This window comes from Rathayibacter sp. AY1E6, from assembly GCF_002931115.1.
Classification (GTDB): Bacteria; Actinomycetota; Actinomycetes; order Actinomycetales; family Microbacteriaceae; genus Rathayibacter.
The window spans coordinates 20,786-45,889 of record NZ_PSVK01000010.1 but is presented as its reverse complement, the minus strand read 5'-3'; the positions used below and the strand labels follow the sequence as shown (position 1 = coordinate 45,889).

Here is a 25,104-nt window from a genome sequence, read left to right as displayed (position 1 = left end):
GCCGGCCCAGTCGAGCCGGCCGGCCCCTGCGCGGGGGCTACTGCTGGACGGTGAGGTTCAGCAGCGCCGACGCGGCGTTGGTGTCCGCCGTGGCGGTGTGGGTGACGGTCAGCTTGTAGCTGCCCGCCGCGAGCTTCGGGAGCGTCACCACGACGTGCCCGTTCTCGTCGAGGGTCCCGGTGAGCATCGCGACGGTGGAGAGGTTCCTCTTCACCATCACGCTCACCTGACCGGTGCCGGCGACACCCGTCGAGGACGTCGCGTCGACCGTGACCTGCGCGCTGGCGCCCGGCTTGACCGGGTTGGGCGAGACGGTCGCGGTGAGCTCCGAGGCGGCCTTCGAGACGATCAGGCGGGCGGTGCCCTCCGAGGCCTTGAAGGTGGCGTCCGAGCCGTACGCCGCACGGAGGGTGTGGGTGCCGGCGCCGAGGGTCTTCGGCAGGGCGAAGGTCGCCTTGCCGTCGTTCAGCGTCGCGCGGCCCAGCTCGGTGGCGCCCTCGTAGAGGACGACCTCTCCGCCGGGGTTCCCCCCCTGACCGGTGACCGTGACGGTCGCCTCGCCCGGTGCCCCGAAGGTCACGCGGGGAGCCGAGAGCGCCACGGTGGTGGTCGACGCGGCGGTCGGGGCGTTCGCCGCGGCCAGGTCGATCGTGAACTTCACCGTGCCGACCGCCGAGACGTTGCCGCCGGTGTCGGTGGCGCGGTACTGGATCGTCCGGGCGCCGTTCGTGGTGAACGGGACCGTGTACGCGCCGTTGACGGCGCGGACCGTGGTCCACGTCGTGCCGTTGTCGGCGGAGTACTGGACGGTGGAGAGCGCTCCGTTGTCCGTGGCGGTGAGGCCGAGGGTCACGGGCTTGTTGTAGACGCCGCCGACGCCCGCAGGCGCTGCCGGGTCGAGGGTCGCCGCGACGGTCGGAGCCGTCTTGTCACCGGCGCCGGCACCCTGGAAGGTGAGGGAGTCGAGCGACAGGCCGCTGGGCGAGGTCACGTAGAGCGAGCCGGTGCCGCGGGGGACGTTGGTGCCGAAGGGGACGAGGACGTCCTTCCAGCCGGCTCCCGCGGGGATGGTCGCCGTTCCGAAGGGCGCTGCGTCGGCAGCGTTCCAGCGGAGGTCGACGGTGCCCTCACCGGTGGCGCGGACCACGACGCCGGTCAGGTTGGCGAAGTTCACCGGGTCCCAGCGCAGGAAGGATCCCGCACCGAGTCCGCTGACGGCGTTGCCGCCGCTGGCGGTGGTGTCCGCGTAGGGCAGGACGCCCTCACGGGCGGCGTGCTCCGCCTCCTGCGTCTTCGGGTTCAGCCGCAGCGTCGCCTCGGCCGCAGCCGGGGGCAGGCCGTTGAAGCCGCCGTCCGTGTAGGTCACGACGACGGTGCCGTACAGCAGCGCGCCGGGGCCGTGCTCGGGCGAGTCCTTGGACGTCGGGAACGCTCCCTTGGCACCGGTGCCGGTGACCTCGGGGTGGGCGTGCTCGTCGTGGCCGAGGCCGTAGGTCCAGCCCACGCGGCTGCTGACGATCTGGTCGCCGTCCTCAGCGTCCTTGCCGGTCACCTGGTAGGGGATCGCGTCGCCCCAGCTGAAGAACGAGCCGTTGCCGGGCGTCTGGATCTGGATCTGCGGCGCCTGGTTGCCGACCGAGATGACCCGCGAGGTCAGGCTGAACTTGCCCTTGGCGTCGGTGACGCGCAGACGGGCCGTGAACTGTCCGAGCTCGGTGTAGGTCTTCTTGACGGACACTCCGGTGGCGTCGAAGGTGCCGTCGCCGTCGAAGTCCCAGTCGTAGGTGAGCGCGTCGCCCTCGGGGTCGGTCGATCCCTTGGCGTCGAACGTGACCTCGAGCGGGGTCTGCGAGGCGGACAGGGGGGTCGCGGTGAAGCGGGCCTGCGGCGCCTTGTTGCCCTCGGCGTAGTCGATCCGGTACAGGCCCGCGTCGGGGTTGGCGCGGAAGAATCCGTCGCCGTACTCGATCACGTACATCGACCCGTCGGGGCCGAACTCCATGTCCATCGGGTTGTCGTGGATCGGCTGCGCGGCCTGGCTGAGCGCCGCGTTGGGGAGGAAGTCCTCGATGTGCGTGACCGCGCGGTCCTCATCGAGCGTGAACGCCGCGATGTAGTCCTGCGAGAACTCGCCGAAGAAGGTCTTCTTGTCCCAGTACTCCGGGAACTTCGACGTCGAGGTGTTGTCCGCGTCGAAGTGGTACACCGGTCCGCCCATGGGGCCCTGGCCGGTGCTGGTCCCGAAGTTGACGAGCTCGTCGAACGGCTGGTCGCCGGGGTTGTCGCCGTAGTAGACGGTCGCCGCCTTGGCGTCCGGGATGTCGACGAGGCCGGTGTTCCAGCGCGAGTTGTTCTTCAGGTTCTCCGGGTCGAAGAAGCCGCGGGGCGTCGACGTCTCGAAGTTCCACTCGTTGTACGGCGCGTTCGGTCCGTGGACGTAGGGCCAGCCGGAGTTGTGCGGCTCGTCCAGTCCGGTCGCGTTCCACTCGACGAGGCCCATCGGGCCGCGGACGCCGTCGGCCGCAGCGGCCTTCGTGGCGTCGGGGCCGTAGTCGCCCCAGGAGAGGGTGTTCGTCTCGGCGTCGACGTCGATCTTGAACGGGTTGCGGACGCCCATCACGAAGATCTCGGGGCGGGTCTTCTCGGTTCCCACCGGGAAGAGGTTGCCGTCGGGGATCGTGTACGAGCCGTCCTCCTGCACGGTGATCCGGAGGATCTTGCCGCGGAGGTCGTTCGTGTTGCCGGCGCCGCGACGCGAGTCGAAGCCCGGGTTCATGCGGGGCGCGTCGTTGTTCGGCGCGAAGCCCGCGGCACCCGGAGCGCTCGCTGGCGTGTTGTCGCCGGTGGAGAGGTACAGGTTGCCGTCGGCGTCCCAGTCGAAGTCGGCACCCACGTGGCAGCACTGCCCGCGCTGGGTCTCGATGTCGATGATCTTCTGCTCGCTCGCGAGATCGAGGCCCGAGCCGGTCCACTTGAACCGGGAGAGGCGGTTGATGCCCTTCCACTGGTCCCAGTAGCTGTCGGTCGCGCCCTCGGGCAGCATGTTCGGGGCCGCGCCGGTCGGGGTGTTCCCGGGGGGCGCGTAGACGAGGTAGACCCACTTGTTCTCGGCGAAGTCGGGGTCGATGCCGACGGACTGCAGCCCGTCCTCCGAGTTCTGGTACACGGGGATCGTGTTGACGACACGGGTGGTGCCGGTCTTGGGGTCGGTGTGGCGGATCTCGCCGTTCCGAGCGGTGTGGAGGACCGACTTGTCCGGGAGGACGGCCAGGTCGAGGGGCTCGCCGACGTTCTTCGTCAGCAGGACCTTCTCGTAGTTGCTCCAGTCGAGAGCGGATGCTCCGCCCTCGGAACCGTGGTCCACTCCGTCGTGGGCCGAGGCGGGCAGGCCGAGGGCGGTGAGTCCGGAGACCGTCACCATCCCGGCGATGCCGAGTGCGAGAAGACGCCTGATGCTTCTTCTCGAGGATCGCTTACCATTCATGCGTGATGTGATTCCTTCAATGAGGTGTTCATCGCAGAGGCCGGGTCCGTCGCTGTCCGCACGACTGAGCGGATCCGGTCTCCTCCTGTCCGGCCCTGGGGCCGGTGTCTTGCACTCCTCCTCCTCTCGCGGATGCCGGTGGCGCTGCGCTGCGGGTCGTCAGTGATCCCGGGGCGGCGCCGAGGTGGGGGCCGGCGCGGGATGGTTCCCGCGCCGACCCGGGCTGGTGGGGCCGATCAGGACTCGAAGGCCGAGGGCAGGTACTCGGAGACGTTGTCCTTGGTGACGACCGGCGCGAAGAGCTGGATCTGGCGCGGGACGCCGAGCGAGCTGGTGTCGGCCATCGACTTGTTCTGCTCGACGAGGCGGGCGAGCTTGATGCCGTCCGCGGCCTGGGTCGAGGGGTAGACGACCGTGGCCTTGACGACGGAGTCGTCGGCCTCGATCGCGCGCATCACGTTGGCCGATCCGGCGCCGCCGACGAAGAGGAACTCGTCGCGTCCGGCGGTGTCGATCGCCGCGAGGACGCCGACGCCCTGGTCGTCGTCGTGGTTCCAGATGGCGTCGATCTTCGGCGCGGCCTGGAGGAGGTTGGCCGCGGCCTGCTCTCCGCCCTGGACGGTGAAGTCGGCGGCGACGCGGTTGTCCACGTCGAGTCCGCAGCCCTCGAGCGCGTCCGAGAAGCCCTGGCTGCGCTCCTGGGTCAGCGGGAGGGAGTCGATGCCGGCGATCTCGGCGACGACGGCGTCGGGGTTGTCGCCGAGCTCCTCGCAGATGTAGGTGCCGGCGCTGACGCCCATGCCGTAGTTGTCGCCGAGGATGGTCGACCGGGCGGCGAAGGGGCTGGAGAACTCGCGGTCCACGTTGATGACGGTGATGCCCGCCTCCATCGCCTGGGTGGCGACCTGCGTGAGCGCCGCTCCGTCGATCGGCAGGAGCACGATCGCGTCGACGCCGTCGTTGATGAAGGTCTCGACCTGGCTGATCTGGAGGTTGACGTCGTTGGTGCCCTCCGCGGTGCGGAGCTCCACGTCGTCGTACTTCTCGGCCTCGGCGATGGCGGCGCGGCTGACCGCGCCCATCCAGCCGTGGTCGGCGGCGGGAGCGGTGAAGCCGATGACGACGTTGTCGCCGGAGGCGTCGTTGTCCGAGGCGGCCACGGCGGCGGCGGTCCCGCCGGAGGCGGCGTTGCCGGTCTCGACCGGGGCGTTCGAGATGCAGCCGGTGAGCATCAGCGCGACGGCGCCGAAGGCGACGCCGGCCGAGCCGAGTCGGGCGGTGCGGGAGAGGCGGCTGCGGGTGAAGGGGCGTGCGGGCATGGAAGTGATCTCCTTCGATCGATCCGAGGGGTCCGAGGGCACACGTGTCCTGCGGAGAGGTGACCTGAGTGGTCGGGTGGGTTGCTGTGTGTGGAGGAGCGGGGCCGGAGCCCCGGGGTCAGGACTTCCTGCCGCGGGCGGCGAACCGCTGCTGCAGCAGGACGGCGGCGACGATGATCGCGCCCTTCGCGACGGCCTGAGTCGAGGTCGACATGTTGTTCTGCGTGAACACGTTGGTCAGGGTCGTGAAGATGAGGACGCCGAACACGGTGCCGACGATGGTGCCGCGGCCGCCGGCCAGCAGCGTGCCTCCGACGACGACCGCCGCGATGGCGTCGAGCTCGTAGAGGAGGCCGTTGGTCGAGCTGCCGGCGGTGGTGCGGGCGAGCATCATGACGGCGGCGATGCCGGCGGTGAGCCCGGCGAGGCCGTAGACGTACATGGTGTGGCGGCGGACCTTGATGCCGGCGAGGCGGGCGGCCTCGGGGTTGCCGCCGACCGCGATGGTGCGACGGCCGAAGGTGGTGCGGTTGAGCAGGATCCAGCCGGCGACGGCGACGACCACGAAGATCAGCACGAGCACCGGGATGCCGAGCACGTCGGCGCGGAAGAAGTCGAGGAACGGCGTGACCGTGACGACCTGCGTCTGGCGGTTCGAGATCAGCTCGGCGAAGCCGCGGGCGGCGACGAGCATCGCCAGCGTGGCCATGAACGCGACGACCCGGCCGTAGGCGATCAGCGCGCCGTTGATGAGGCCGCAGACGAGGCCGACGACGACCGCGGTGAGCACGATCACCAGCCAGGAGGTGTTGGCCGCGTAGTACTGGGTCGAGACCGTGCTCGCCCAGACCGTCGCGAGCCCCATCACGGAGCCGACCGAGAGGTCGATGCCGCCGGAGGTGATGACGAAGGTCATCCCGATGCTCAGCACGCCGATGACGGCGGCGAGGCGGAGGATCGTGAGCACGTTGTCGACGCTGGCGAAGCGCTCCCCCGCGGTCGCGAATCCGACGATGCAGAGGATCACCAGTGCGAGCAGCAGCCCGACGTTGCGGCCGAGGGAGCCCTGCATGAGGCGGGCGATCCCGGAGCGGGAGTCCTTCGAGGGCACGCCCCCGGAGGAGCCTCCCGTCGCGGCCGACGCGTGACGGGCGGCGTCCTCCTGCGGACCGCCGATCGACGGCGACGCGGTGTCGAGCTGTCCGCTCACGCTGCACTTCCTTCCATGACGAGATCGAGCACGCGGTGCTCGTCGATCGAATCGGCCGGGCCCTCGTGGACCACGGCGCCGTCGGAGATCACGAGCACTCGGTCGGAGAGTCCGAGGACCTCGCCGATCTCGCTGGAGACCACGAGCACGGCGGCGCCGTTGGTCGCGAGGTCCCTGATCAGGGTGTAGATCTCGGCCCGTGCGCCGACGTCGACCCCGCGGGTCGGCTCGTCGAGCAGCAGGACGCGGCAGCCGCGCACGAGCCAGCGGGCGAGGAGCGCCTTCTGCTGGTTGCCTCCGGAGAGGGTGCGGGCGTCGCGGTCGACCCCGGAGGGCCGCAGGTCGAGGGAGACCGCCTGCTCGGCCGCCGCCGCGCGCTCGGAGCGCTCGTCGAGGAAGCCGCGCTTGGCGAAGCGGTCGAAGGTCGAGAGGGTGATGTTGCGGTAGACCGGCTCGTCCAGGAGCAGGCCCTGGCTCTTGCGCTCCTCCGGGCAGAGGCCGATGCCGGCGTCGACCGCCGAGGTGACGGAGCCGGCGCGCAGGCGCTTGCCCGCCACGCTGACCGTCCCGGTGCTGGCGCGGCGCGCCCCGTAGATGGTCTCGAGGATCTCGGAGCGGCCGGAGCCGACCAGCCCCGCGAGCCCGACGACCTCGCCGGCGCGGATCTCGAGGGAGACGTCCGAGAAGGAGCCCTGCAGGCCCAGCTTCTCGACCTTCAGCAGCGTCTCGGCCTCGACGTCGAGCTCCTGGCGGTCCGGGAACACGTACTCGACGGCGCGGCCGGTCATCAGGGTGATGAGCTTCGAGGTGGGGGTGTCGGCGACCGCGAGGTTCTGCGCGACGGTGGCGCCGTCCTTGATCACGGTGATCCGGTCGCCGATGGCGCGGATCTCGTCGAGGCGGTGCGAGATGTACACGATGGCGACGCCGGAGGCGGTGAGCTGGCGCACCACGTGGAAGAGGTTCTCCACCTCCTCGGAGTCGAGCACCGCGGAGGGCTCGTCCATGATGATGACCCGCGCGTCGTGCGAGAGGGCGCGGGCCATCTGCACGATCTGCTTGCCGGCGGCGGAGAGCGTGCCGACCTCGCGGTTCGGCGAGATCTCGGAGTGGCCGAGGCGCTCCATCAGCTCGCGGGTGATCCTCGTGGCCTTCGCCCGGGCGGTGAAGCCGCCGCGGGAGAGCTCGTGGCCGAGGAAGATGTTCTCGGCGACGGAGAGGCCGTCGACGACGTCGAGCTCCTGGTACATCGTCGCGATGCCCAGGGCGAGGGCCGCCGTCGGGGACGGGATCGTGACGACGTTCCCGTCGACGAGGATCTCGCCCTCGGTGGGCTGGTGGGCCCCGGCGAGGGTCTTGATGAGGGTGGACTTGCCGGCGCCGTTCTGGCCGAGGAGGCAGTGCACCTCACCGGGTCGGACATCGAGGTCGACGCCGTCGAGAGCACGGGCGCCGGGGAAGACCTTCACGATGCCGCGCATCTGCAGAAGCAGCTGCTGAGACTCGTCGGAGGTGCGGGGAAGAGGCTGTGCAGCAGTGCTGCGGGGGTCTGCGGTGACCATGCGGATGAAGCTACTTCCACTTACGTCGCGGGTCAAGCAAAAGTTCTGAACCGATTCGAAGGCGGTTCGGGTGATCGCCCAGTCGCCCCGAGGGCTTCCTGCTACCGCGTCAGGGCTGGGATCCGCGGGATTACGCGACATCTGACGGCGGCGGTTGAGACATTCCGTCCGTGATAGAGCGCTCTCCGAACCCTATGAACGCGCTCATGTCGGTGCAGCCCGGGCGCGTCGCCCCGGAGGCGGCCTCGCCGAGCGCGGTAGCGCCCGCGCCCCGACCCGTGGCAGGGTCGTACGGCCGACGAAAGGACGACGATGTCGAACGACCGAGCCCTGCGCGTCGCGATGGTGGGGACCGCCTTCATGGGCCGCACCCACTCGCACGCCTGGCGCACCGCCTCCCGCTTCTTCCCCCTCCCCCTCCGCCCCGAGCTCGCCGTGCTCGTGGGGAGCAACCCCGACTCGACCGCGGAGCGCGCCGAGCGGCTGGGCTGGAGCGAGGCCTCCACCGACTGGCGGGCCGTCATCGCCCGCGACGACATCGACCTCGTCGACATCTGCACCCCGGGCGACACCCACGCCGAGATCGCCATCGCGGCCCTCGAGGCCGGCAAGCACGTGCTGTGCGAGAAGCCCCTCGCCAACTCCGTCGAGGAGGCGGAGCGGATGGTCGCCGCGGCCGCCGCCTCCGGCAAGGTGGCGATGTGCGGCTTCAGCTACCGCCGCACCCCGGCCCTCGCCCTCGCGAAGCGCTTCATCGAGGAGGGCCGCCTCGGCGACATCCGCCACGTGCGCGCCCAGTACCTGCAGGACTGGCTGTCCGACTCCGAGGCGCCGCTGACCTGGCGCCTGCAGAAGGAGCGCGCCGGCTCGGGCGCCCTCGGCGACATCGGCGCGCACAGCATCGACACCGCCCAGTGGCTGACCGGCCGCGGCATCACCTCGGTCTCGGCGACGCTGCGCACCTTCACCACCGAGCGCCCCGTGCTCAGCGAGCAGGTCGGCCTCGGCGGCCGCGCCGGTGCCGACGCCCCGCGCGGCGCCGTGACCGTCGACGACGCCGCGGCCTTCACCGCCTCCTTCGAGGGCGGCGCCCTGGGCGTCTTCGAGGCGACCCGCGTCGCGACCGGCCGCCGCAACGCCAACCGGATCGAGGTGAACGGCGAGCTCGGCTCGATCGCGTTCGACTTCGAGCGGATGAACGAGCTCGAGTACTACGACGCCCGCGACCCCGAGGAGGCGCAGGGCTTCCGGCGCATCCAGGTCACCGAGCCGGCGCACCCGTACATGGCGGCCTGGTGGCCGACCGGGCACGGCATCGGCTACGAGCACCTCTTCACGCACCAGGTCGTCGACCTCGTCGAGGCGATCGCCGGAGGCACGGCGGTCACGCCCACATTCGCCGACGCCCTCGACGTGCAGCGCGTCCTCGACGCGGTCGCCACCAGCGCGGGCGCGTCGTCCGTCTCCACGCCGGTCGCCCGCTGACCCGACCGTCCCCTCCCCGCGAGATGCCGCTCCGGTGCGCCTCCCCCGGCGTGTCGCGTGCCGAAGCGGCGTCTCACGGAAGGGGGCGGCGGGCGCGGGGAGTCACAGTCGGCGCCGTGCGCCGATCCTGCGCCATAATGCGCCTATGAGCAAGAAGATTGACGCTGCGCATCGCGCACTGGTAGAGGCCCTCGACAAGCACGCCCGACTCGTCTCGGACAAGGAGTCGAAGCCGCGGAAGGTCGAACGGGCCGGAGCCGAGCTCCGCGCCGCGACGAAGGCGTACGCCGCGCTCGTGTCCGCGCGCACCGGCGCCGCGAGCCCCTTCGCCGATCTGGCCGACCCCCGCCTGGACAAGCCGACCATCGCGTCGCTCCGGGCCGAGCGCGACGCGATCGCGAAGCGGATCGCCAAGCACGAGGCGTCGGCGGGCGAGGACGGCGCGCTCGCGAGCTGAGCGTCCGGCGCGGCGCGGTCAGGCGCTGAGCAGCCGTCACAGCGCGATCCCGCGGTGAGCGCGCGCCTCCGCTGCCTCCGAGTCGCCGTGTTACGCGCGGGTTCCGCGCGGGTCCGACCGCCTTCGTAAGGTGATCCCCGGGATCCGCGCAGTCGCGGCGCCGAGCGACCGGAGGCCGGTCGCAGCGCCGGCGGTGACCAGCACCGCCCGGTCGGCACCGCGTGCCCGGATCCTCTCCACGGAAGGATCCCCACAGCCATGACCCTGCGCACCCGACTCCTCGCGACCTCCGCGATCGCCGCCTCCGCCGCCCTCCTCCTCGCCGGCTGCTCCGGCGCGGGCGGCGGCGACGACACCGTCCGCATCGGCGTGGTCGGCGCGAGCGACCCCTACTGGGCCACCTACGAGAAGGCCGCCGCCGCCGCCGGGATCGACGTCGAGATCGTCGACTTCAGCGACTACAACCAGCCCAACCCCGCCCTCACCGAGGGCGAGATCGACCTCAACCAGTTCCAGCACATCGCCTACCTGGCGCAGTACAACACCTCGGCCGACGCGGATCTCGTGCCGATCGGCGCGACCGCGATCTACCCGCTCGGCCTCTACTCCTCGCAGTACGACGACGTCGCGGACATCCCCGCCGGCTCCACCGTCGCGATCCCCAACGACGAGACCAATCAGGCGCGCGCGCTGCTGGTGCTGCAGTCGGCCGGGCTCGTCGAGCTGAAGGACGGCGGCGGAGTGCTCTCGAACGTCGACGACGTCGAGTCCTCCTCGAAGGTGGAGGTCACCGCGCTGGAGGCCTCCCTCACCCCGACGTCGCTCCCGGACGTGGCCGCCGCGATCATCAACAACGACTTCATCGAGAACGCGGGCCTGAAGGCCTCGGACGCGATCGCCCAGGACGACCCGAGCGACCCCGCCTCCCTGCTCTACACGAACATCTTCGCCGCCCGGGCCGACGACGCCGGGAACGAGACCTACACGAAGCTCGTCTCGATCTACCAGGACAGCCAGGACGTGCTCGACGGCGTCTCGGAGCAGTCCGGCGGCACCGCGGTCTTCCTGAAGACCCCCGCCTCCGAGCTGGAGACCTCGCTCGAGTCCGCCGAGACCGACATCTCCGCCGCCTCCTGACTCCGGCACCTGCGGCACCGCGCCGGTCGGGTCCTCCGCTCGCGGAGCTCCCCACCGGCGCGGGCCCGCGCCTCCCCCGCAACAGAAAGGGCGCCCCGTGCCGCTCATCCGCATGACCGACGTGCGCAAGGTGTACCCCGGCGCAGGGCGCGGCGCCGCCCCGACCGCGGCCGTCGACGGCGTGAGCCTCGAGATCGAGGCGGGCGACGTCTACGGCGTGATCGGCTACTCCGGCGCCGGCAAGAGCACGCTCGCGCGCCTCGTCAACGCCCTCGAGCCCGCGACCAGCGGCAGCATCGAGATCGACGGCCGCGAGACCGTGGGCCTGCCCGAGCGCGAGCTGCGCCGGCTGCGCCTGGGGATCGGGATGATCTTCCAGCAGTTCAACCTGTTCGGCTCGAAGACCGTGGGGCAGAACGTCGCCTACCCGCTGCAGGTCGCGGGCGTCCCGCGCACGGAGCAGCGCGCCCGCGTCGACGAGATGCTCCGCTTCGTCGGTCTGAGCGACAAGGCGCGCAGCCACCCGGAGCAGCTCTCGGGCGGGCAGAAGCAGCGCGTCGGCATCGCCCGCGCCCTCGCCGCCTCCCCGCGCATCCTGCTGGCCGACGAGGCCACCAGCGCGCTCGACCCGGACACCACCGGCGAGGTGCTCGCCCTCCTCCGCCGCATCAACGAGGAGCTGGGCGTCACCATCGTCGTGATCACCCACGAGATGGACGTGGTCCAGCAGCTCGCGACGAAGGTCGCGGTGATGGAGTCGGGCCGCATCGTGGAGCGCGGGCCCGTCTTCGACGTGTTCTCGGCCCCGCGCGAGCCGGTCACCCGCCGCTTCGTCTCCACGGTCGTCCGCTCGGTGCCCTCGCCCGCGGAGGCGGCCGTGCTGCGTACGCGCCACCGCGGCCGGCTGGTCACGCTCTCGTTCTCGGACGACTCCGCCTCCCAGGGCGACGTCTTCGCCGAGGTCGCGGCGGCCGGCGTGCCGCTCGAGCTCGTCTACGGCGGCATCACCGACGTCCGCGGACGGGCCTTCGGCCACCTCACGGTCGCCCTCGACGCGCCGGACGGCGTCGTCGACCCCCTCCTCGCCCGCCTCGGCGGACGCGTCGCCCTCACGGAGGTGCCCCGATGAACGAGCTGATCCCGCTCCTGCCCAAGCTCGTCCAGGCGACCGGCGAGACGCTCTACATCGTCGCGCTGAGCCTCCTCTTCGGCGGGCTCGGCGGACTGCTGATCGGACTGGGCCTCGCGCTCACCCGCGGCGGCGCCCTCTACGCGAACCGGATGGTCCACGGACTGCTCAACGTGATCGTGAACGTGTTCCGGCCGATCCCGTTCATCATCTTCATCGCCGCGGCCCAGCCGCTGGCCCGGCTGGTGGTCGGCTCCGGCATCGGCACGGACGCCATCGTCTTCACCCTCTCGCTCGGCGCCGCCTTCGGCATCGGGCGGATCGTGGAGCAGAACCTGCTGACCGTGCAGCCCGGCGTGATCGAGGCGGCGCGGTCGGTCGGAGCGAGCCGGTTCCGGATCGTCCGCACGGTACTGCTGCCGGAGGCGCTCGGTCCGCTGATCCTCGGCTACACGTTCGTGTTCGTCGCCGTGATCGACATGTCGGCGGTCGCCGGATACATCGGCGCCGGCGGGCTCGGCAACTTCGCGATCCAGTACGGCTACCGGCAGTTCGAGCCGGTCGTCACCTGGGCCGCGGTGCTCGTGATCATCGTGATCGTGCAGCTGGTGCAGCTGCTCGGCAACGTGCTGGCCCGCCGCGTCCTGCGCCGCTGAGGCCGCCCCCGCACGAAAGCGGGACGCCACTCCGGTACGCGACACGCAAGGGTCGCTGTACCGGAGTGGCGTCTCGTGGAGGCCCGTCCGCCGGGGCGGGAGGCGTCAGTAGCGCGGCTTGCGCTCCGGGCGCTCGCTCGAGCGGCTCGGGCCGCTGGGGCGTCCGCCGCGGTCGGCGCCGGCGCGGCTCGGACGGCGGTCCGGCTTCAGCTCGATCAGCTGGCCGCTGATGCGGGTGTCGGCGAGGCGGTCGAGCACGTGCTGGGGCAGGTCGGCCGGCAGCTCCACGATCGAGAAGTCCGGGCGGATGTCGATGTGCCCGAAGTCGCCGCGGTTGAGGCCGCCCTCGTTCGCGAGCGCGCCCACGATCTGGCGGGGCTCGACGCGCTGGCGGCGGCCGACCTCGATCCGGTACGAGGCGAGGTTGCTGTTCGCCGGGCGCTGACGGCGCTCGGGACGCTCGCCCCGGTCGCCGCCGCGGTCGAAGCGGTCGCCGCGCTCGGGGCGGTCGCCCCGGTCGGGCCGGGAGTCGCGGTCCTCGCGCTCGCGACGGGCGAAGCGGGGGTCGTCGGGCGAGAGCAGCAGCGGCTCCTCGCCCTGCGCGACGATGGCCAGCGCGGCGGCGACGTCCGACTCGACCACGTCGTGGTGCTCGACGTAGTGGCCGATGATGTCGCGGAAGCGCTGCAGGCGCTCGGTGTCGGCGAGCGCCGCGGTGATCGCGTCGTCGAAGCGCGAGAGGCGGGTGACGTTGACGTCCTCGACGCTCGGCATCCGCATCTCGGTCAGCGGCTGGCGGGTGGCCTTCTCGATGGCAGCGAGGAGGCGGCGCTCGCGCGGCGTGACGAAGCTGATCGCCGCTCCGCTGCGCCCCGCGCGACCGGTGCGGCCGATGCGGTGGACGTACGACTCGGTGTCGATCGGGATGTCGTAGTTGACGACGTGGCTGATGCGCTCGACGTCGAGGCCGCGGGCGGCGACGTCGGTCGCGACGAGGATGTCGAGCTTGCCCGACTTCAGCTGCTCGACGGTGCGCTCGCGCTGGGCCTGGGCCACGTCTCCGCTGATCGCCGCCGCGGTGTAGCCGCGGGCGCGCAGCTTCTCGGCCAGCGTCTCCGTCTCGCTCTTCGTGCGGACGAACACGATCATGCCCTCGAAGTTCTCGACCTCGAGGATGCGGGTGAGGGCGTCGACCTTCTGCGGGTACGACACCATCAGGTAGCGCTGGGTGGTGTTGACGGAGGTCGTGGTCTTGTTCTTGACCGTGATCTCCTCCGGCTCCTTCAGGTACTTGCCGGAGATGCGGCGGATCTGCGCGGGCATCGTCGCCGAGAACAGCGCGATCTGCTTCTCGACGGGGGTGTCGGCGAGGATCGTCTCGACGTCCTCCGCGAAGCCCATCTTGAGCATCTCGTCGGCCTCGTCGAGAACCAGGAACTTCAGCTGCGAGAGGTCGAGGGTGCCCTTCTCGAGGTGGTCCATGATGCGGCCGGGCGTGCCGACGACGACGTGGACGCCGCGGCGGAGCGCGGAGAGCTGGGTGCCGTAGCCCTGGCCGCCGTAGACGGGGAGGACGTGGACGCCGCGGAGGCCGGACGCGTAGCGCTCGAACGCCTCGCACACCTGCAGCGCGAGCTCGCGGGTCGGGGCCAGCACGAGGGCCTGCGGCGTCTTCTGCGAGACGTCGAGGCGCGAGAGGATCGGCAGCGCGAACGCCGCGGTCTTGCCGGTGCCGGTCTGGGCGACGCCGAGGACGTCGCGGCCGGAGAGGAGGGACGGGATCGTCGCGGCCTGGATGGCCGAGGGCGTCTCGTAGCCGACCTCCTTGAGGGCCTTGAGGACCGGGTCGGAGAGACCGAGGTCGGAGAAGGTGAGCGTGGGGGCGCTCTCGGAAGCGGTGTCGGCTTCGGGGGCGGAATCGGGGGTATCGGTGGACGCCATGGTGCAACGGTAGTGCTCCGGCGGCGCCGCCGTCCGAGGGAACCCCGAACGCTCGGGCGATCCCGACCCTCCGGAGGCGCCTCGAGCGCCCGTCACGGGGTGAAGTCGAGCAGCACCTTGCTCGAGCGCGAGGCGTCGCGGGCGAGCTCGAAGGCCTCGAGCGCGCGCTCCAGCGGCAGCACCTGTGTGACCACCGGCGCCACCGCGAGGCTCCCGTCGGCGAGCGCCGCCAGCACCTCGTCGATCTCGTCGACGAAGCGGAAGGAGCCGATCAGGCGCAGCTCCCGGGTGATCGCGAGCGAGATCAGGGCCGGCTGCTCGCCCGAGGGGAGGAGTCCCACCATCACGACAGTGCCGCCGCGGGCGGCGCCCCGGACGGCCGAGGCGAGGCCGCGCGGGCTGCCCGAGGACTCGAAGACGACGTCGGCCGCGACCTCGGCGATCGCGTCGGCGTCGGTCGCGCGGATCGTCCGGGTCGCGCCGACCGCCCGGGCGATCGCGAGGGGCTCCTCGGCCAGGTCGACGGCGACGATCTCGGCCGCCCCCGCCCGCTTCAGCACGGCGACGATCAGCGCTCCGATCGGGCCGCTGCCGATCACCAGCGCGCGACGTCCCGCCACCTCTCCGGCTCGCGAGACCGCGTGCCAGGCGACGCTCGCCGGCTCCGCGAGCGCCGCCTCCCGGAGCCCGAGGACGGCGGGCAGCTCGCGGAGCATGCGCGCCGGCAGCACCGCGTGGCGGGCGAACGCGCCCTGGGTGTGCGGCATCCGCGCGGCGCTGCCCAGATAGGTGCCCTCGGTCGCGAGGTTGGGGCGCCCGTCGGGCCACTCGCCGCGAGCGGTCGCGGGGTGCACGGCGACGGCCGCGCCGACCGGGGGTCCCGAGCCGTCCACCGCTGCCTCGACGACCGTGCCGACCACCTCGTGGCCGAGCGTCAGCGGCTCGCGGAGGATCGACTCGCCCGCGGCGCCGTGCGTCCAGGAGTGCAGATCGGAGCCGCAGATCCCGCCGCACGCGACGGCGACGAGGGCCTCGCCGGGGCCGCGCGGCGCGAGCGGCGCCTCCTCGACGCGGAGGTCGCCGGCGGCGTGGACGACGACGCGGGTGGTGGAGGCGGGGACGAGCGCGGTCATGCGGGTTCCGTTCGGTGGGTCGAGGGGTGGCTCAGACGACGACGGTCATGCCGCCGTCGATGAAGACGACCTGCCCGTTGACGTAGTCCGAGCCGTCGGAGGCGAGCCAGACGGCGGGGCCGATCAGGTCCTCGACGCGGCCCCAGCGCGCGGCGGGCGTGCGCCCGAGGATCCAGCTGTCGAACTCCTCGTCGTCGACGAGGCCCTGCGTCATCTCGGTGTGGATGTACCCCGGAGCGATCGCATTGACCTGGATGCCGTGCTGCGCCCACTCCGCCGTCATCGCGCGGGTGAGGTTGCGGATCCCGCCCTTCGAGGCGGTGTAGGGCGCGATCGTCGGCCGCGCGAGATCGGCCTGCACCGAGGCGACGTTGACGATCTTCCCGGCGCCGCGCGGGATCATCCGCTTCGCCGCCGCCCGGCCGACCACGAAGGCGCTGGTGAGGTTCGTGCGCAGCACCCGCTCCCAGTCGGCGACCTCGAGCTCGAGCAGGGGCACGCGGTGCTGGACGCCGGCGTTGTTGACCACGATGCGCAGCGGGCCCACCGCCTCCTCGATCCAGGCGACGCCCGCCTCGGCGGCCGCGTCGTCGGTGACGTCGGCGGGGAGCGCTCGCGCGCGGAGGCCGGGCCGAGACGTCCCGCTGCGCGCCGGGACGCCGGCGAGGGGCGGTGTCTCGGCGAGGGGCGGTGTCTCGGCACTGACGGGCAGCGGGAAGCCGGCGCCTCACCGCTGCCGGGCGCGTGAGCACGGCAGCTCGGCGGAGAGGCGCCGCGCGAGAGCAGCCTCCGCGCGTCGGCGCAAGGGCCCCCGCTCCGGGCGTCCCCGACCTAGCGTCGGTGGAACGGCATCATCGAGCGAAGGAGCACGACATGGCATCAGGAGTCGCAACGGTCTGGGTCCCCGTCACGGACATGGAGCGGGCGGTCGCGTTCTACCGCGACACGCTCGGCCTCGAGGTCAAGGACACCTCGGACGACTGGTCGGAGCTGGACGCCGGCGGGCTGATGATCGGCCTGAACGCCCGCGAGTCGGCCACGGTCGCGGAGCAGGGCGGGGCGGTCATCTCGTTCCAGCCCGAGGGCTCGATCGAGGACGAGCTGGAGCGCCTCACGGCGCGGGGCGCGTCGATCGAGGGCGAGATCAGCGACCACGAGTGGGGCCGCATCCTCCCCTTCAAGGACTCGGAGGGCAACGACCTCCAGTTCTACTCGCCGCCGCAGAGCTGAGCGGAGGGCCGCCGTCGAGGCGGCCGCGACGAGCGGCGGGCGGGCCGGAGCCGGAGGGCTGCGGTCCGCCCACCGCTGTGCGTCGCGCGGGCGGTCGTTCCCCGCGCAGGTGCATCGCCCGGCCGGTCCGGTCCTCCGATCGTCTCTCCGCCGCACGTGAGGCCCTCCTCCCAGCCCGGCTCCGCACCTGAGGTTCTAGAATCAGCTGTCCGCCGCATCTGCGGAGCCCACATCCGGAGGTCCCCGTGCGTCGTCGACTGCTCCCCCTCGTCCCGGCCGCTGCCGCGCTCCTCCTGCTCGCGGGCTGCTCCGCTCCGTCGACCCCCGCCGGCGATGCGGCCACCGGCGGCGCGACGTCCTCGGTCGGCGGCTCCATCACGGTCTTCGCCGCCGCCTCGCTGAAGGGCGCGTTCACCGAGCTCGCCACGGGGTTCGAGGCCGCCGAGCCCGGCGCGCAGGTCGAGCTCTCCTTCGCCGGCTCCTCCGACCTCGCGACGCAGATCGTCAACGGCGCCCCGGCCGACGTCTTCGCCTCCGCCGACGAGCGCACGATGTCCACCGTCGCCGAGGCCGGGCTCGTCGACGGGAACCCGGTCGACATCGCCACGAACACGCTCGAGATCGCCGTGCCTCCCGGCAACCCGGCGCAGGTCGCCTCGCTCGCCGACCTCGCCCGGCCCGGGACCGCCACCGTCGTCTGCGCGCCGCAGGTGCCGTGCGGAGCGGCGGCCGCCGCGGTCGAGCTGGCCGCCGGGGTCGACATCTCTCCCGTGAGCGAGGAGTCGTCGGTCACCGACGTGCTCGGCAAGGTGTCCTCGGGCGAGGCGGACGCCGGGCTCGTCTACGCGACCGACGTCCGCGGGGCTGCGGGCTCGGTCACCGGCATCCCCTTCGCCGAGGCCTCGGAGGCGGTGAACACGTACCCGATCGCGGCGCTGACCGGAGCGGGCGACCCGGCCACGGCGGCGGCCTTCGTCGCGTACGTCGCCTCCGACGCCGGGCGCGCGGTGCTCGCGGCGGCCGGGTTCGGAGCGCCGTGAGGAGCGTCGCGGCGTCGGACGAGGGGTGCAGGACGGTCAGCGGGTCGGTCATAGGAGGGTCGTAGGACGGTCATCGGAGGCGCAGAGCCCCGGCCGCCAGGGTTGCCCGCGACGGACACCACGATCGACGAGGAGCACGACCATGACCCGCATCCCGGAGCCCCGCAGCACGCCCGACGGACCGGCCTACGAGGGCCGGCGGCTCGACCGCCCCGAGGAGGAGGTGGTCGACCAGGGCCTCCCGTTCGACGTGGGGACCCTCTTCTCGCGGCGCGGCGTGCTGACGCTGGTCGGTGCGGGGGCGGCGACCCTCGGGCTCGCGGCGTGCGCCACCGGAGGATCGGGATCCGCCTCCTCCGCCGCCGCGACCGCCACCGCGACTCCCACCGCGACCGCCACGGCCGGGGCCGGCACCGCGGTCGCCGGCGAGATCCCCGACGAGACGGCCGGCCCCTACCCGGGCGACGGCTCGAACGGGGTCGACGTCCTCGAGCGCTCCGGGATCGTCCGCAGCGACCTGCGGACCAGCATCGGCGGCGGCGCGACGGCCGACGGGGTCCCCCTGACACTCACTCTGACGATCCTCGACGCGGCGAACGGGGACGTGCCGTTCGCCGGAGCCGCCGTGTACGTCTGGCACTGCGACGCGCACGGGGACTACTCGATGTACTCCAGCGGCGTCGAGGACGAGACGTACCTCCGCGGCGTGCAGGTCGCCGACGCGTCGGGCGTCGTCTCCTTCGCCACGATCGTCCCGGCCTGCTACTCCGGCCGCTGGCCGCACATCCACTTCGAGGTGTACCCGGGAGTGGACTCGATCACCGACGCGTCGAACGCGATCGCGACCTCGCAGGTCGCCCTCCAGGAGGAGGCGTGCACCGCGGTCTACGCCCTCGACGCGTACGCGGGCTCGGCCGCGAACCTCGCCCGGGTCGGCCTGGACACCGACTCCGTCTTCGGCGACGACGGCGGAGCCCTGCAGCTCGCGACGATGACCGGCAGCCCGGCGTCCGGCTACTCCGCGGCACTCACGGCGAGCGTCGACACCCGCACCGCGCCGACCGCGGGCGCCGCGCCCCGCAGCCGCTGACCCCCGTCCTCCTCCGCGGGACGCCGCTCCGGTCCGAGACACGCCGACGGAGGCGTACCGGAGCGGCCTCTCGCGAGAGGGGAACGGGCGTCAGCGCAGGAGGCGGCGGGCGACGGCCACGGCGCCGAGGGCGGCGAGGACCCAGGGGCCGCCGACGAGCAGCGGGTCGAGGATCTGGTGGCGCACGTCGGTCCGGCCGCGGCGCGAGGCGATCGGGTGCGCGTGCACCTCGGCGAGCACGCCGGTCTCAGTGATCGGATCGTCCGGCCGTGTCGTGAGCAGCGAGCGGAGGTGCGCCCCGGTCGACTCCACCCGGTCGCCCAGCACGAGAAGCAGCCAGTGCGCGTGGCGCCCCTCGCTGAACCGGTCGTAGGCGTAGCGGCGGATCGCGCCCGAGATCCCGTGGAGGGGCTGCGCCGTGCCGAAGACGGCGGGCAGCTCGAGGTGCTCGATGCTCTTCTCGCGACGGCCGTGCGTCCGCATCCTCTCCGGACGCTCCCAGTGCGCGCCCGAGACGAGGTCGCTGCGCTCGCGGGGGAAGGCGGGCCGGTCGGCGGGATCGAGGTCGGCGCCCCAGCCGGGGATGCGGGCACGCAGCTCCTCGGCGGTCGGCACGCGGACGGGGCGGTCGGCGGTGTACGGCACGGGATCCTCCTACGGGACGACGACGGTCTTGATGCAGCCGTCGAGCTTGGACGAGAACAGGTGGTACCCCTCGGCGATGTGCTCGAGCGGGATGCGGTGCGTGATCAGGTCGCTGGGCGTGATGTGCCCGGCCCGGATGTGCTCGAACAGGCGCGGCCACTGCCGGGTGACGGGGGCCTGGTTCATCCGCAGGGTGAGGCCCTTGTTGACGGCGTCGCCGAACTTGACGGCGCTCGCGAGCGGACCGTAGGCGCCCATCACCGAGACGGTCCCGCCCTTGCGGACGCCGTCGATCGCCCAGTTGAGCGCGATCGGCGAGCCGCCCTGCAGCTTGAGCTTGGCGCCGGTGACGTGCTGGACGAGGTTCCCGTCGGCCTCCGCCCCGACCGCGTCGATCACGACGTCGGCGCCGAGCCCGCCGGTGGTCTTCTTGAGGGTGACGACGAGGTCGTCCTCCTCGGTGTAGTCGATGGTCTCGGCGAAGGCGAAGTCGCGGGCCTTGGCGAGGCGGTAGTCGATCTGGTCGACGACGATGACGCGGCCGGCGCCCATCAGCCAGGCGGAGCGCGCGGCGGCCAGGCCGACCGGTCCGGCTCCGAGCACCACGACCGTATCGCCCTCGACGATGTCGCCGAGCTGCGCGCCGAAGTAGCCGGTCGAGAAGGCGTCGGTGAGCATCAGGGCGTCCTCGTGCGGCAGCCACTCGGGGATCCTCGTCGGACCCACGTCGGCGAACGGGACGCGCACGTACTCCGCCTGCCCGCCGTCGTAGCCGCCCGCCGAGTGCGAGTAGCCGTAGATGCCGCCGATCGCGGTGGCGTTCGGATTCACGTTGTGGCAGTTGGAGTAGAGGCCGCGGGAGCAGAACCAGCAGGAGCCGCAGTAGATGGTGAAGGGGACCATCACCGTGTCGCCAACGCTGAGGTTCTGCACCGACGAGCCGACCTCGTCGACCACGCCGATGAACTCGTGGCCGAAGGTGTGGCCGATCCGGGTGTCCGGGAGCAGCCCGTGGTAGAGGTGCAGGTCGGATCCGCAGATCGCCGCCATCGTCACCCGGACGATCGCGTCGTTCGGGTGCTCGATCCTCGGCCGGTCCTTCTCCTCCACGCGGACCTTGTAGGGGCCCCGGTAGACCATCGCGCGCATGCCGCCTCCTGTGTCGTCGTCCGTTCAGCGTGCGTCGTGCTCCCGCCGGTCCTCCAGGGGGTTGCGCGCGCGGCCCGGGATCCCCAGCGTCCGTCCCTCCGCGTTCCTCTCCTCCCTCTCCGCGAGATGCCACCCGGATGCGCGGCACGCCGCAGGAGGCGCACCGGAGCGGCATCTCGTGGAGAGGGGACGGGCACTGCACAGGCTCAGCCGCGGACGTAGGATCGACTCCATGCCGCAGATACGGATCAGGGACGCCGCCGCCGCGCTCGGCGTGAGCGACGACACGCTGCGGCGCTGGATCGAGAACGGGACGCTCGAGAGCGCGAAGGACGCGTCCGGGAGACGCGTCGTCGACGGCCTCGAGGTCGCCCGGCTCGCCCGCGCGAACGCCGTGCTGCCGGAGGATCCGTCCCCGGTCGCGCGCTCGGCCCGCAACCGCTTCGTCGGGATCGTCACCGGCATCGTGATGGACACCGTGATGGCGCAGGTGGAGCTGCAGTGCGGTCCGCACCGCGTGGTCTCGCTGATGAGCAGCGAGGCGGTCCGCGAGCTCGGGCTCGAGCCCGGGTCGCCCGCGGTGGCGGTGGTCAAGGCGACCACGGTCATCGTCGAGACGCCGCTCGCCCGCGGCTGATGCGCACCGGGTCCGGCCTGCCGCGCTGGGTCGTGGCCGTCGCCGCGCTCGGCGCCCTGCTGGTGCTGCTCCCGCTCGCCGCGATCCTCGCCCGCGTCGACTGGCCGCAGTTCCTGCCGCTGATCACCTCCGACTCCTCCGTCGCCGCGCTCCTGCTGAGCCTGCGCACCTCCGCCGTCGCGACTCTGCTCTGCCTGCTGCTCGGCACCCCGATGGCCCTCGTGCTCGCCCGCACGGCCTTCCCCGGCCAGCGCCTGCTCCGCTCGCTGGTGCTGCTGCCGCTGGTGCTCCCGCCGGTGGTCGGCGGGCTGGCGCTGCTCTTCACCTTCGGGCGGATGGGCCTGCTCGGCGGCGCACTGGAGGCCCTCGGCGTCCGCATCGCGTTCTCGACCACCGCCGTCGTGATCGCGCAGACCTTCGTGGCCCTGCCGTTCCTGGTGCTGACGCTCGAGGGCGCACTGCGCAGCGCCGGCGCGCGGTACGAGTCGGTCGCAGCGACGCTCGGCGCCTCCCCCGGGACAGTGCTCCGCCGGATCACGCTGCCGCTGATCCTGCCGGGCCTCGCCTCGGGCGCGATCCTCTCGTTCGCGCGGGCGCTCGGCGAGTTCGGGGCGACGCTGACCTTCGCCGGCAGCCTCGAGGGCACGACGCGCACCCTCCCGCTCGAGATCTACCTGCAGCGGGAGAGCGATCCGGACGCGGCGGTCGCCCTCGCGCTGGTGCTCGTGGTGGTCGCGGTGCTCGTGATCGGTCTCGCGCACGGCCGCTCAGCCCGGGGGGTGCCGCGGTGAGCCTGCTGCTGGAGGCGCGGCTCGCGGCGCGCGGGATCGACGTGCGGATCGACGTGGCCGAGGGCGAGACGATCGCGCTGCTCGGGCCCAACGGCGCGGGGAAGTCGACCGTGCTCGAGCTGATCGCCGGCCTCGTCCGCGCCGACTCCGGGCGGGCGACCGCCGGCGGCGCGCTGCTCTTCGACGACCGCCGCTGGACTCCTCCGCACCGCCGCCCCGTCGCCCTGCTGGCGCAGGACCCGCTGCTGTTCCCGCACCTCAGCGTGCGCGAGAACGCGGCGTTCGGTCCGCGCAGCGCCGGCGCCGGACGGGCGCGGTCCCTCGAGCGGGCCGAGCGCGAGCTGGCCGCCGCGGGCGTGGCCGACCTGGCCGACCGGCGCCCGGGGAGTCTCTCCGGCGGCCAGGCTCAGCGGGTCGCACTCGCCCGGGCCCTCGCGACCGACCCGCGCCTCCTGCTGCTCGACGAGCCGCTGGCCGCGGTCGACGCCCGGACCGCCCCGGTCCTCCGCCGGATGCTCCGCGAGGTGCTCGCCGACCGCTCGGCGATCGTGGTCACCCACGACGTGCTCGACGCCTGGACCCTCGCCGACCGGGTTCTGGTGCTGCACGGCGGCCGTGTGGTGGAGGAGGGGCCGACCTCCCGGGTCCTCACGCGCCCGCGCACCGCGTTCACCGCCGAGCTCGCCGGGCTCGAGCTGCTCGACGGCGTCCGCACCGCGACGGGTCTGCGCACCGCCGGCGGGCACGAGCTGTCCGGAGTCGCGGCCGAGCCGGTCGCGGTCGGCGCCGCGGTGCTCGCCGCGGTCCGTCCCTCCGCCGTCTCCGTCGGAGAGGGAGGCCTCCGCGCCGTGATCACCGACGTGGAGCAGCGGGGAGACGCGGTGCGGGTGCGCAGCGCGCTCCTGACCGCCGACGTCCCGGCGGCCGACGCGGCGCGCCTCGACCTCGCGCCCGGCCGCGAGGCAGGCTTCACCGTCGCTCCGCAGGATCTGCTGGTCTACCCGGCGTGAGGGGCGGGCACGAGGAGACGGCTCGCCATCCGGCATGAATCCGTCCCTCGGACCGCCCTGTGCTCGACGCGAGGGACGGCGGGAGCGCCCGTCCCGTTACTCCGCCCCGCCGCCGTCCGCGTCGGACAGCGGGAGCCGCGCCCTCAGCCGCGCCCCCGCCAGCACGGGCGAGTCCGAGAGCTCCAACGAGCCCCCGTAGACCGCGAGCTGCCGCTCCAGCCGCGCCAGGCCCGAGCGCGTCGACCCCTCGACGAGTCCGCGGCCGTCGTCGTCGAGGGTGAGCACCACGACGCCCGCCTCCTCGTCGCCGCGCACCCGCAGCGAGGAGGCGCCGCCGTGCTTCAGCGCGTTGGTGACCGCCTCCTCCAGGAGCCGGACCAGGAGCATCCGCTGGTCGAGCGGCGCCTCGGCGCCCTCGGCGGCGAGCGCCGGGATGCGGCCGAGGTCGAGGTCGACGGCGATCTCGGGAGGGAGTCGCGCGACGAGGTCGCGGACGGCGGGGACCAGGCCGTGGTCGATCTCGACCGGGTAGAGGGCGTGGCCGACCGCGCGCACCTCGTCCTCGCGGAGCCGGTCGAGCCGGGCGGCGATGGCGAGCAGCCGCTCCGAGGCCGCCTCGTCGGATGCGCTCGCGACCGCGTGCAGCTCGGCGGTCAGCACCACCAGTCCGTTCTGGAGGCCGCCGTGCAGGCTCTGCGCGACGTCGCGCCGCACCCGCAGCTCCTCCCGCTGCAGGGCCTGCACCGCCTCGAGCGCTTGCACGGAGGCGCGGGCGTGCTCCCGCTCCTTCTCGCGAACCCGCCGCGCCGCGCGCACGAGCAGGTAGCCGTAGGCCGTGATCAGCGCGATCACCGTGGATCCGACGACCAGCTCGACCGCGAGAGCGGGGAGGGCCGAGAGCGGGTAGACGCCGGTCAGCACCTGGAGGCAGCAGCGGACGAGTCCCATCCCCACGGCGATGATCGCCGTCCGGGCCACCCGGCCGCCGCCGGTCGAGCGCTCGGGACGCAGCACCGCGACCAGGGCGATCGCGAGCCCGATCGTCGACACGTTGACCAGGACGCGCGTCGTCACGTCGAGCAGCGGCCCCGGATCGACGCTCCGCAGCGTCCGCGACAGCATCCCGAGCGCGAAGACGGCCTGGAGCGCGGCCAGCAGCGAGAGGACGCCGCCGAGGAGGGCCATCGCTCCGAGGACGATGCGGTTGTCCTCGCGCGTGTCGCTCGGGCCGGCGCTCATCCGGTGTGCTCGAGGAAGAGGAGCGTCGCGTCGACCCGCGGGTTGCGCTCGCCGTCCGACCGCACGCCGAGGCCCGCGTAGACGGCGTTGACGTGGTTGTCGACCGAGCGGACCGCGATGCCGAGGCGCTCGCCGATCGCGGCGTTGGTCAGCCCCGATGCGAGACCCGAGAGCACCTCGTACTGGCGCGGGCTCAGCGCGGCGACCGGGGAGTCGCGGCGGGCCGCGCGGGCGGCGACCAGCGCCGGATCGAGCACGGTGCGGCCGTCCGCCGTCGCGCGGACGGAGGCGAGCAGCGCGGGGGCGGAGAGGGAGGAGGTCTTCGAGAGGTAGCTCCAGCCGCGGGCCTCGGCGCGGTCGAGGCGGAGGAAGCGGTGCATCGCGTCGACGGCCGAGAGCAGGACGATGCCCAGCCCCGGCGCGGTGGACCGCAGCCGGCGCCCGAGCTCGATGCCGTCCCCGTCGCCGAGCTCGATGTCGAGGATCGCCACGTCGAGCTCCGCGGGCCGCAGCACCGACCGCGCCTCCGTGGCGGATCCGGCCTCCACGACGCTCCGCACGCCCGGCACCGCGCGCAGCAGCGACGACAGCATGTGCCGGTAGAGGGGCTGGTCGTCGACGACGGCCAGCCTGAGCTCCGGAACGGCCCCCACGGATGTCATCCGCCGATCTTCACCCATGCTCCGGAGGTCGAGGCGTCCCTCGACCGGGGGTCACCGCGCGAGGATCCGCGTCGGCTCGCGGGCGGCGGCGGGCGCCT

Annotated in this window: 22 protein-coding genes; 11 read left to right on the top strand and 11 right to left on the bottom strand. The window is 72.8% G+C overall.

Annotated elements, in window-relative coordinates; all coding sequences use genetic code 11:
- Positions 1 to 37: 37 nt before the first annotated feature.
- From C5C46_RS10110 to C5C46_RS10095, 4 genes are all read right to left on the bottom strand, one after another.
- The gene (locus C5C46_RS10110) at positions 38 to 3,484 is read right to left on the bottom strand and encodes a PQQ-dependent sugar dehydrogenase (protein WP_146086983.1); all 3,447 of its coding nucleotides are present in this window, start codon (positions 3,482 to 3,484) and stop codon (positions 38 to 40) included.
- Between the two features lie 236 nt (positions 3,485 to 3,720).
- Positions 3,721 to 4,803, bottom strand: coding sequence for a substrate-binding domain-containing protein (locus C5C46_RS10105; RefSeq protein WP_104222461.1), 1,083 nt, complete (start codon positions 4,801 to 4,803; stop codon positions 3,721 to 3,723).
- A gap of 118 nt (positions 4,804 to 4,921) precedes the next feature.
- Entirely contained in the window at positions 4,922 to 5,875 is a 954-nt protein-coding gene (locus C5C46_RS10100) for an ABC transporter permease (protein WP_068256795.1), read from the bottom strand.
- Positions 5,876 to 6,009: 134 nt separating this feature from the next.
- Positions 6,010 to 7,494, bottom strand: coding sequence for a sugar ABC transporter ATP-binding protein (locus C5C46_RS10095; RefSeq protein ID WP_208543410.1), 1,485 nt, complete (start codon positions 7,492 to 7,494; stop codon positions 6,010 to 6,012).
- Between the two features lie 393 nt (positions 7,495 to 7,887).
- On the opposite strand from C5C46_RS10095, the gene C5C46_RS10090 reads away from it, so the two are divergent.
- The 5 genes from C5C46_RS10090 (at position 7,888) to C5C46_RS10070 (ending at position 12,439) form a co-directional block, all read left to right on the top strand.
- Positions 7,888 to 9,060, top strand: a complete 1,173-nt coding sequence (locus C5C46_RS10090; RefSeq protein ID WP_104226598.1) for a Gfo/Idh/MocA family protein — start codon at positions 7,888 to 7,890, stop codon at positions 9,058 to 9,060.
- A 145-nt stretch (positions 9,061 to 9,205) separates the two neighbouring features.
- Entirely contained in the window at positions 9,206 to 9,517 is a 312-nt protein-coding gene (locus tag C5C46_RS10085; protein ID WP_104222458.1) for a hypothetical protein, read from the top strand.
- Positions 9,518 to 9,775: 258 nt separating this feature from the next.
- Positions 9,776 to 10,654, top strand: coding sequence for a MetQ/NlpA family ABC transporter substrate-binding protein (locus C5C46_RS10080; protein ID WP_104226597.1), 879 nt, complete (start codon positions 9,776 to 9,778; stop codon positions 10,652 to 10,654).
- A gap of 97 nt (positions 10,655 to 10,751) precedes the next feature.
- Positions 10,752 to 11,783, top strand: coding sequence for a methionine ABC transporter ATP-binding protein (locus C5C46_RS10075; RefSeq protein ID WP_258059431.1), 1,032 nt, complete (start codon positions 10,752 to 10,754; stop codon positions 11,781 to 11,783).
- On the top strand, positions 11,780 to 12,439 hold the full coding sequence (locus C5C46_RS10070; RefSeq protein WP_104226596.1) for a methionine ABC transporter permease: 660 nt from the start codon (positions 11,780 to 11,782) through the stop codon (positions 12,437 to 12,439). Before C5C46_RS10075 ends, C5C46_RS10070 begins: the two co-directional genes overlap by 4 nt.
- 105 nt (positions 12,440 to 12,544) lie before the next feature.
- On the opposite strand, the gene C5C46_RS10065 is transcribed toward C5C46_RS10070, so the two are convergent.
- The 3 genes from C5C46_RS10065 to C5C46_RS10055 all read right to left on the bottom strand — a co-directional run bounded on the left by C5C46_RS10065 (position 12,545) and on the right by C5C46_RS10055 (position 16,225).
- Positions 12,545 to 14,380: a DEAD/DEAH box helicase gene (locus tag C5C46_RS10065; RefSeq protein ID WP_104226595.1), complete on the bottom strand. Its 1,836-nt coding sequence runs from the start codon at positions 14,378 to 14,380 to the stop codon at positions 12,545 to 12,547.
- Between the two features lie 92 nt (positions 14,381 to 14,472).
- A complete protein-coding gene (locus C5C46_RS10060) occupies positions 14,473 to 15,513 on the bottom strand; it encodes an L-idonate 5-dehydrogenase (protein ID WP_104226594.1) in 1,041 nt (346 codons plus the stop codon).
- A 31-nt stretch (positions 15,514 to 15,544) separates the two neighbouring features.
- Positions 15,545 to 16,225 carry an SDR family oxidoreductase gene (locus C5C46_RS10055; RefSeq protein ID WP_104226593.1) on the bottom strand — a complete coding sequence of 227 codons (681 nt, stop codon included), beginning with the start codon at positions 16,223 to 16,225 and terminating at the stop codon, positions 15,545 to 15,547.
- Positions 16,226 to 16,386: 161 nt separating this feature from the next.
- On the opposite strand from C5C46_RS10055, the gene C5C46_RS10050 reads away from it, so the two are divergent.
- The 3 genes from C5C46_RS10050 (at position 16,387) to C5C46_RS10040 (ending at position 18,873) form a co-directional block, all read left to right on the top strand.
- Positions 16,387 to 16,743, top strand: coding sequence for a VOC family protein (locus tag C5C46_RS10050; protein ID WP_104226592.1), 357 nt, complete (start codon positions 16,387 to 16,389; stop codon positions 16,741 to 16,743).
- Between the two features lie 245 nt (positions 16,744 to 16,988).
- Positions 16,989 to 17,783 carry a molybdate ABC transporter substrate-binding protein gene (gene modA / locus C5C46_RS10045; RefSeq protein ID WP_104226591.1) on the top strand — a complete coding sequence of 265 codons (795 nt, stop codon included), beginning with the start codon at positions 16,989 to 16,991 and terminating at the stop codon, positions 17,781 to 17,783.
- Between the two features lie 142 nt (positions 17,784 to 17,925).
- Positions 17,926 to 18,873, top strand: coding sequence for an intradiol ring-cleavage dioxygenase (locus C5C46_RS10040; protein WP_104226590.1), 948 nt, complete (start codon positions 17,926 to 17,928; stop codon positions 18,871 to 18,873).
- A 90-nt stretch (positions 18,874 to 18,963) separates the two neighbouring features.
- On the opposite strand, the gene C5C46_RS10035 is transcribed toward C5C46_RS10040, so the two are convergent.
- Positions 18,964 to 19,518 carry a hypothetical protein gene (locus C5C46_RS10035; protein WP_104226589.1) on the bottom strand — a complete coding sequence of 185 codons (555 nt, stop codon included), beginning with the start codon at positions 19,516 to 19,518 and terminating at the stop codon, positions 18,964 to 18,966.
- 9 nt (positions 19,519 to 19,527) lie between these two features.
- The gene (locus tag C5C46_RS10030; RefSeq protein ID WP_104226588.1) at positions 19,528 to 20,667 is read right to left on the bottom strand and encodes a zinc-dependent alcohol dehydrogenase; all 1,140 of its coding nucleotides are present in this window, start codon (positions 20,665 to 20,667) and stop codon (positions 19,528 to 19,530) included.
- A 232-nt stretch (positions 20,668 to 20,899) separates the two neighbouring features.
- On the opposite strand from C5C46_RS10030, the gene C5C46_RS10025 reads away from it, so the two are divergent.
- From C5C46_RS10025 to C5C46_RS10015, 3 genes are read left to right on the top strand one after another with little or no spacing between them, the layout of a single operon-like run.
- A complete protein-coding gene (locus C5C46_RS10025; protein ID WP_104222447.1) occupies positions 20,900 to 21,304 on the top strand; it encodes a molybdopterin-binding protein in 405 nt (134 codons plus the stop codon).
- Positions 21,304 to 22,095 carry an ABC transporter permease gene (locus C5C46_RS10020; RefSeq protein WP_104222446.1) on the top strand — a complete coding sequence of 264 codons (792 nt, stop codon included), beginning with the start codon at positions 21,304 to 21,306 and terminating at the stop codon, positions 22,093 to 22,095. The genes C5C46_RS10025 and C5C46_RS10020 overlap by 1 nt, the downstream gene beginning before the upstream one ends.
- Positions 22,092 to 23,105 carry a sulfate/molybdate ABC transporter ATP-binding protein gene (locus C5C46_RS10015; RefSeq protein WP_104226587.1) on the top strand — a complete coding sequence of 338 codons (1,014 nt, stop codon included), beginning with the start codon at positions 22,092 to 22,094 and terminating at the stop codon, positions 23,103 to 23,105. The genes C5C46_RS10020 and C5C46_RS10015 overlap by 4 nt, the downstream gene beginning before the upstream one ends.
- A 96-nt stretch (positions 23,106 to 23,201) precedes the next feature.
- Here C5C46_RS10015 and C5C46_RS10010 read toward each other — a convergent pair whose 3' ends face one another.
- Together C5C46_RS10010 and C5C46_RS10005 are read right to left on the bottom strand one after the other, a co-directional pair.
- Positions 23,202 to 24,344, bottom strand: coding sequence for a sensor histidine kinase (locus C5C46_RS10010; protein ID WP_104226586.1), 1,143 nt, complete (start codon positions 24,342 to 24,344; stop codon positions 23,202 to 23,204).
- Positions 24,341 to 25,006 (bottom strand): response regulator transcription factor, encoded by a 666-nt coding sequence (locus C5C46_RS10005; RefSeq protein ID WP_104226585.1) that lies wholly within the window; start codon positions 25,004 to 25,006, stop codon positions 24,341 to 24,343. The genes C5C46_RS10010 and C5C46_RS10005 overlap by 4 nt, the downstream gene beginning before the upstream one ends.
- Between the last annotated feature and the right edge of the window lie 98 nt (positions 25,007 to 25,104).

Bases quoted from the DNA above. Each gene is read 5' to 3' on its own strand.
- C5C46_RS10060 (WP_104226594.1), bottom strand. From the start codon at position 15,513: ATGACCGCGCTCGTCCCCGCCTCCACCACCCGCGTCGTCGTCCACGCC.
- C5C46_RS10005 (WP_104226585.1), bottom strand. From the start codon at position 25,006: ATGACATCCGTGGGGGCCGTTCCGGAGCTCAGGCTGGCCGTCGTCGAC.
- C5C46_RS10040 (WP_104226590.1), top strand. From the start codon at position 17,926: ATGACCCGCATCCCGGAGCCCCGCAGCACGCCCGACGGACCGGCCTAC.
- C5C46_RS10100 (WP_068256795.1), bottom strand. From the start codon at position 5,875: ATGCAGGGCTCCCTCGGCCGCAACGTCGGGCTGCTGCTCGCACTGGTG.
- C5C46_RS10050 (WP_104226592.1), top strand. From the start codon at position 16,387: ATGGCATCAGGAGTCGCAACGGTCTGGGTCCCCGTCACGGACATGGAG.
- C5C46_RS10080 (WP_104226597.1), top strand. From the start codon at position 9,776: ATGACCCTGCGCACCCGACTCCTCGCGACCTCCGCGATCGCCGCCTCC.
- C5C46_RS10070 (WP_104226596.1), top strand. From the start codon at position 11,780: ATGAACGAGCTGATCCCGCTCCTGCCCAAGCTCGTCCAGGCGACCGGC.
- C5C46_RS10065 (WP_104226595.1), bottom strand. From the start codon at position 14,380: ATGGCGTCCACCGATACCCCCGATTCCGCCCCCGAAGCCGACACCGCT.
- C5C46_RS10010 (WP_104226586.1), bottom strand. From the start codon at position 24,344: ATGAGCGCCGGCCCGAGCGACACGCGCGAGGACAACCGCATCGTCCTC.
- C5C46_RS10110 (WP_146086983.1), bottom strand. From the start codon at position 3,484: ATGAATGGTAAGCGATCCTCGAGAAGAAGCATCAGGCGTCTTCTCGCA.
- C5C46_RS10020 (WP_104222446.1), top strand. From the start codon at position 21,304: ATGCGCACCGGGTCCGGCCTGCCGCGCTGGGTCGTGGCCGTCGCCGCG.
- C5C46_RS10095 (WP_208543410.1), bottom strand. From the start codon at position 7,494: ATGCGCGGCATCGTGAAGGTCTTCCCCGGCGCCCGTGCTCTCGACGGC.
- C5C46_RS10030 (WP_104226588.1), bottom strand. From the start codon at position 20,667: ATGCGCGCGATGGTCTACCGGGGCCCCTACAAGGTCCGCGTGGAGGAG.
- C5C46_RS10025 (WP_104222447.1), top strand. From the start codon at position 20,900: ATGCCGCAGATACGGATCAGGGACGCCGCCGCCGCGCTCGGCGTGAGC.
- C5C46_RS10105 (WP_104222461.1), bottom strand. From the start codon at position 4,803: ATGCCCGCACGCCCCTTCACCCGCAGCCGCCTCTCCCGCACCGCCCGA.
- C5C46_RS10085 (WP_104222458.1), top strand. From the start codon at position 9,206: ATGAGCAAGAAGATTGACGCTGCGCATCGCGCACTGGTAGAGGCCCTC.
- C5C46_RS10090 (WP_104226598.1), top strand. From the start codon at position 7,888: ATGTCGAACGACCGAGCCCTGCGCGTCGCGATGGTGGGGACCGCCTTC.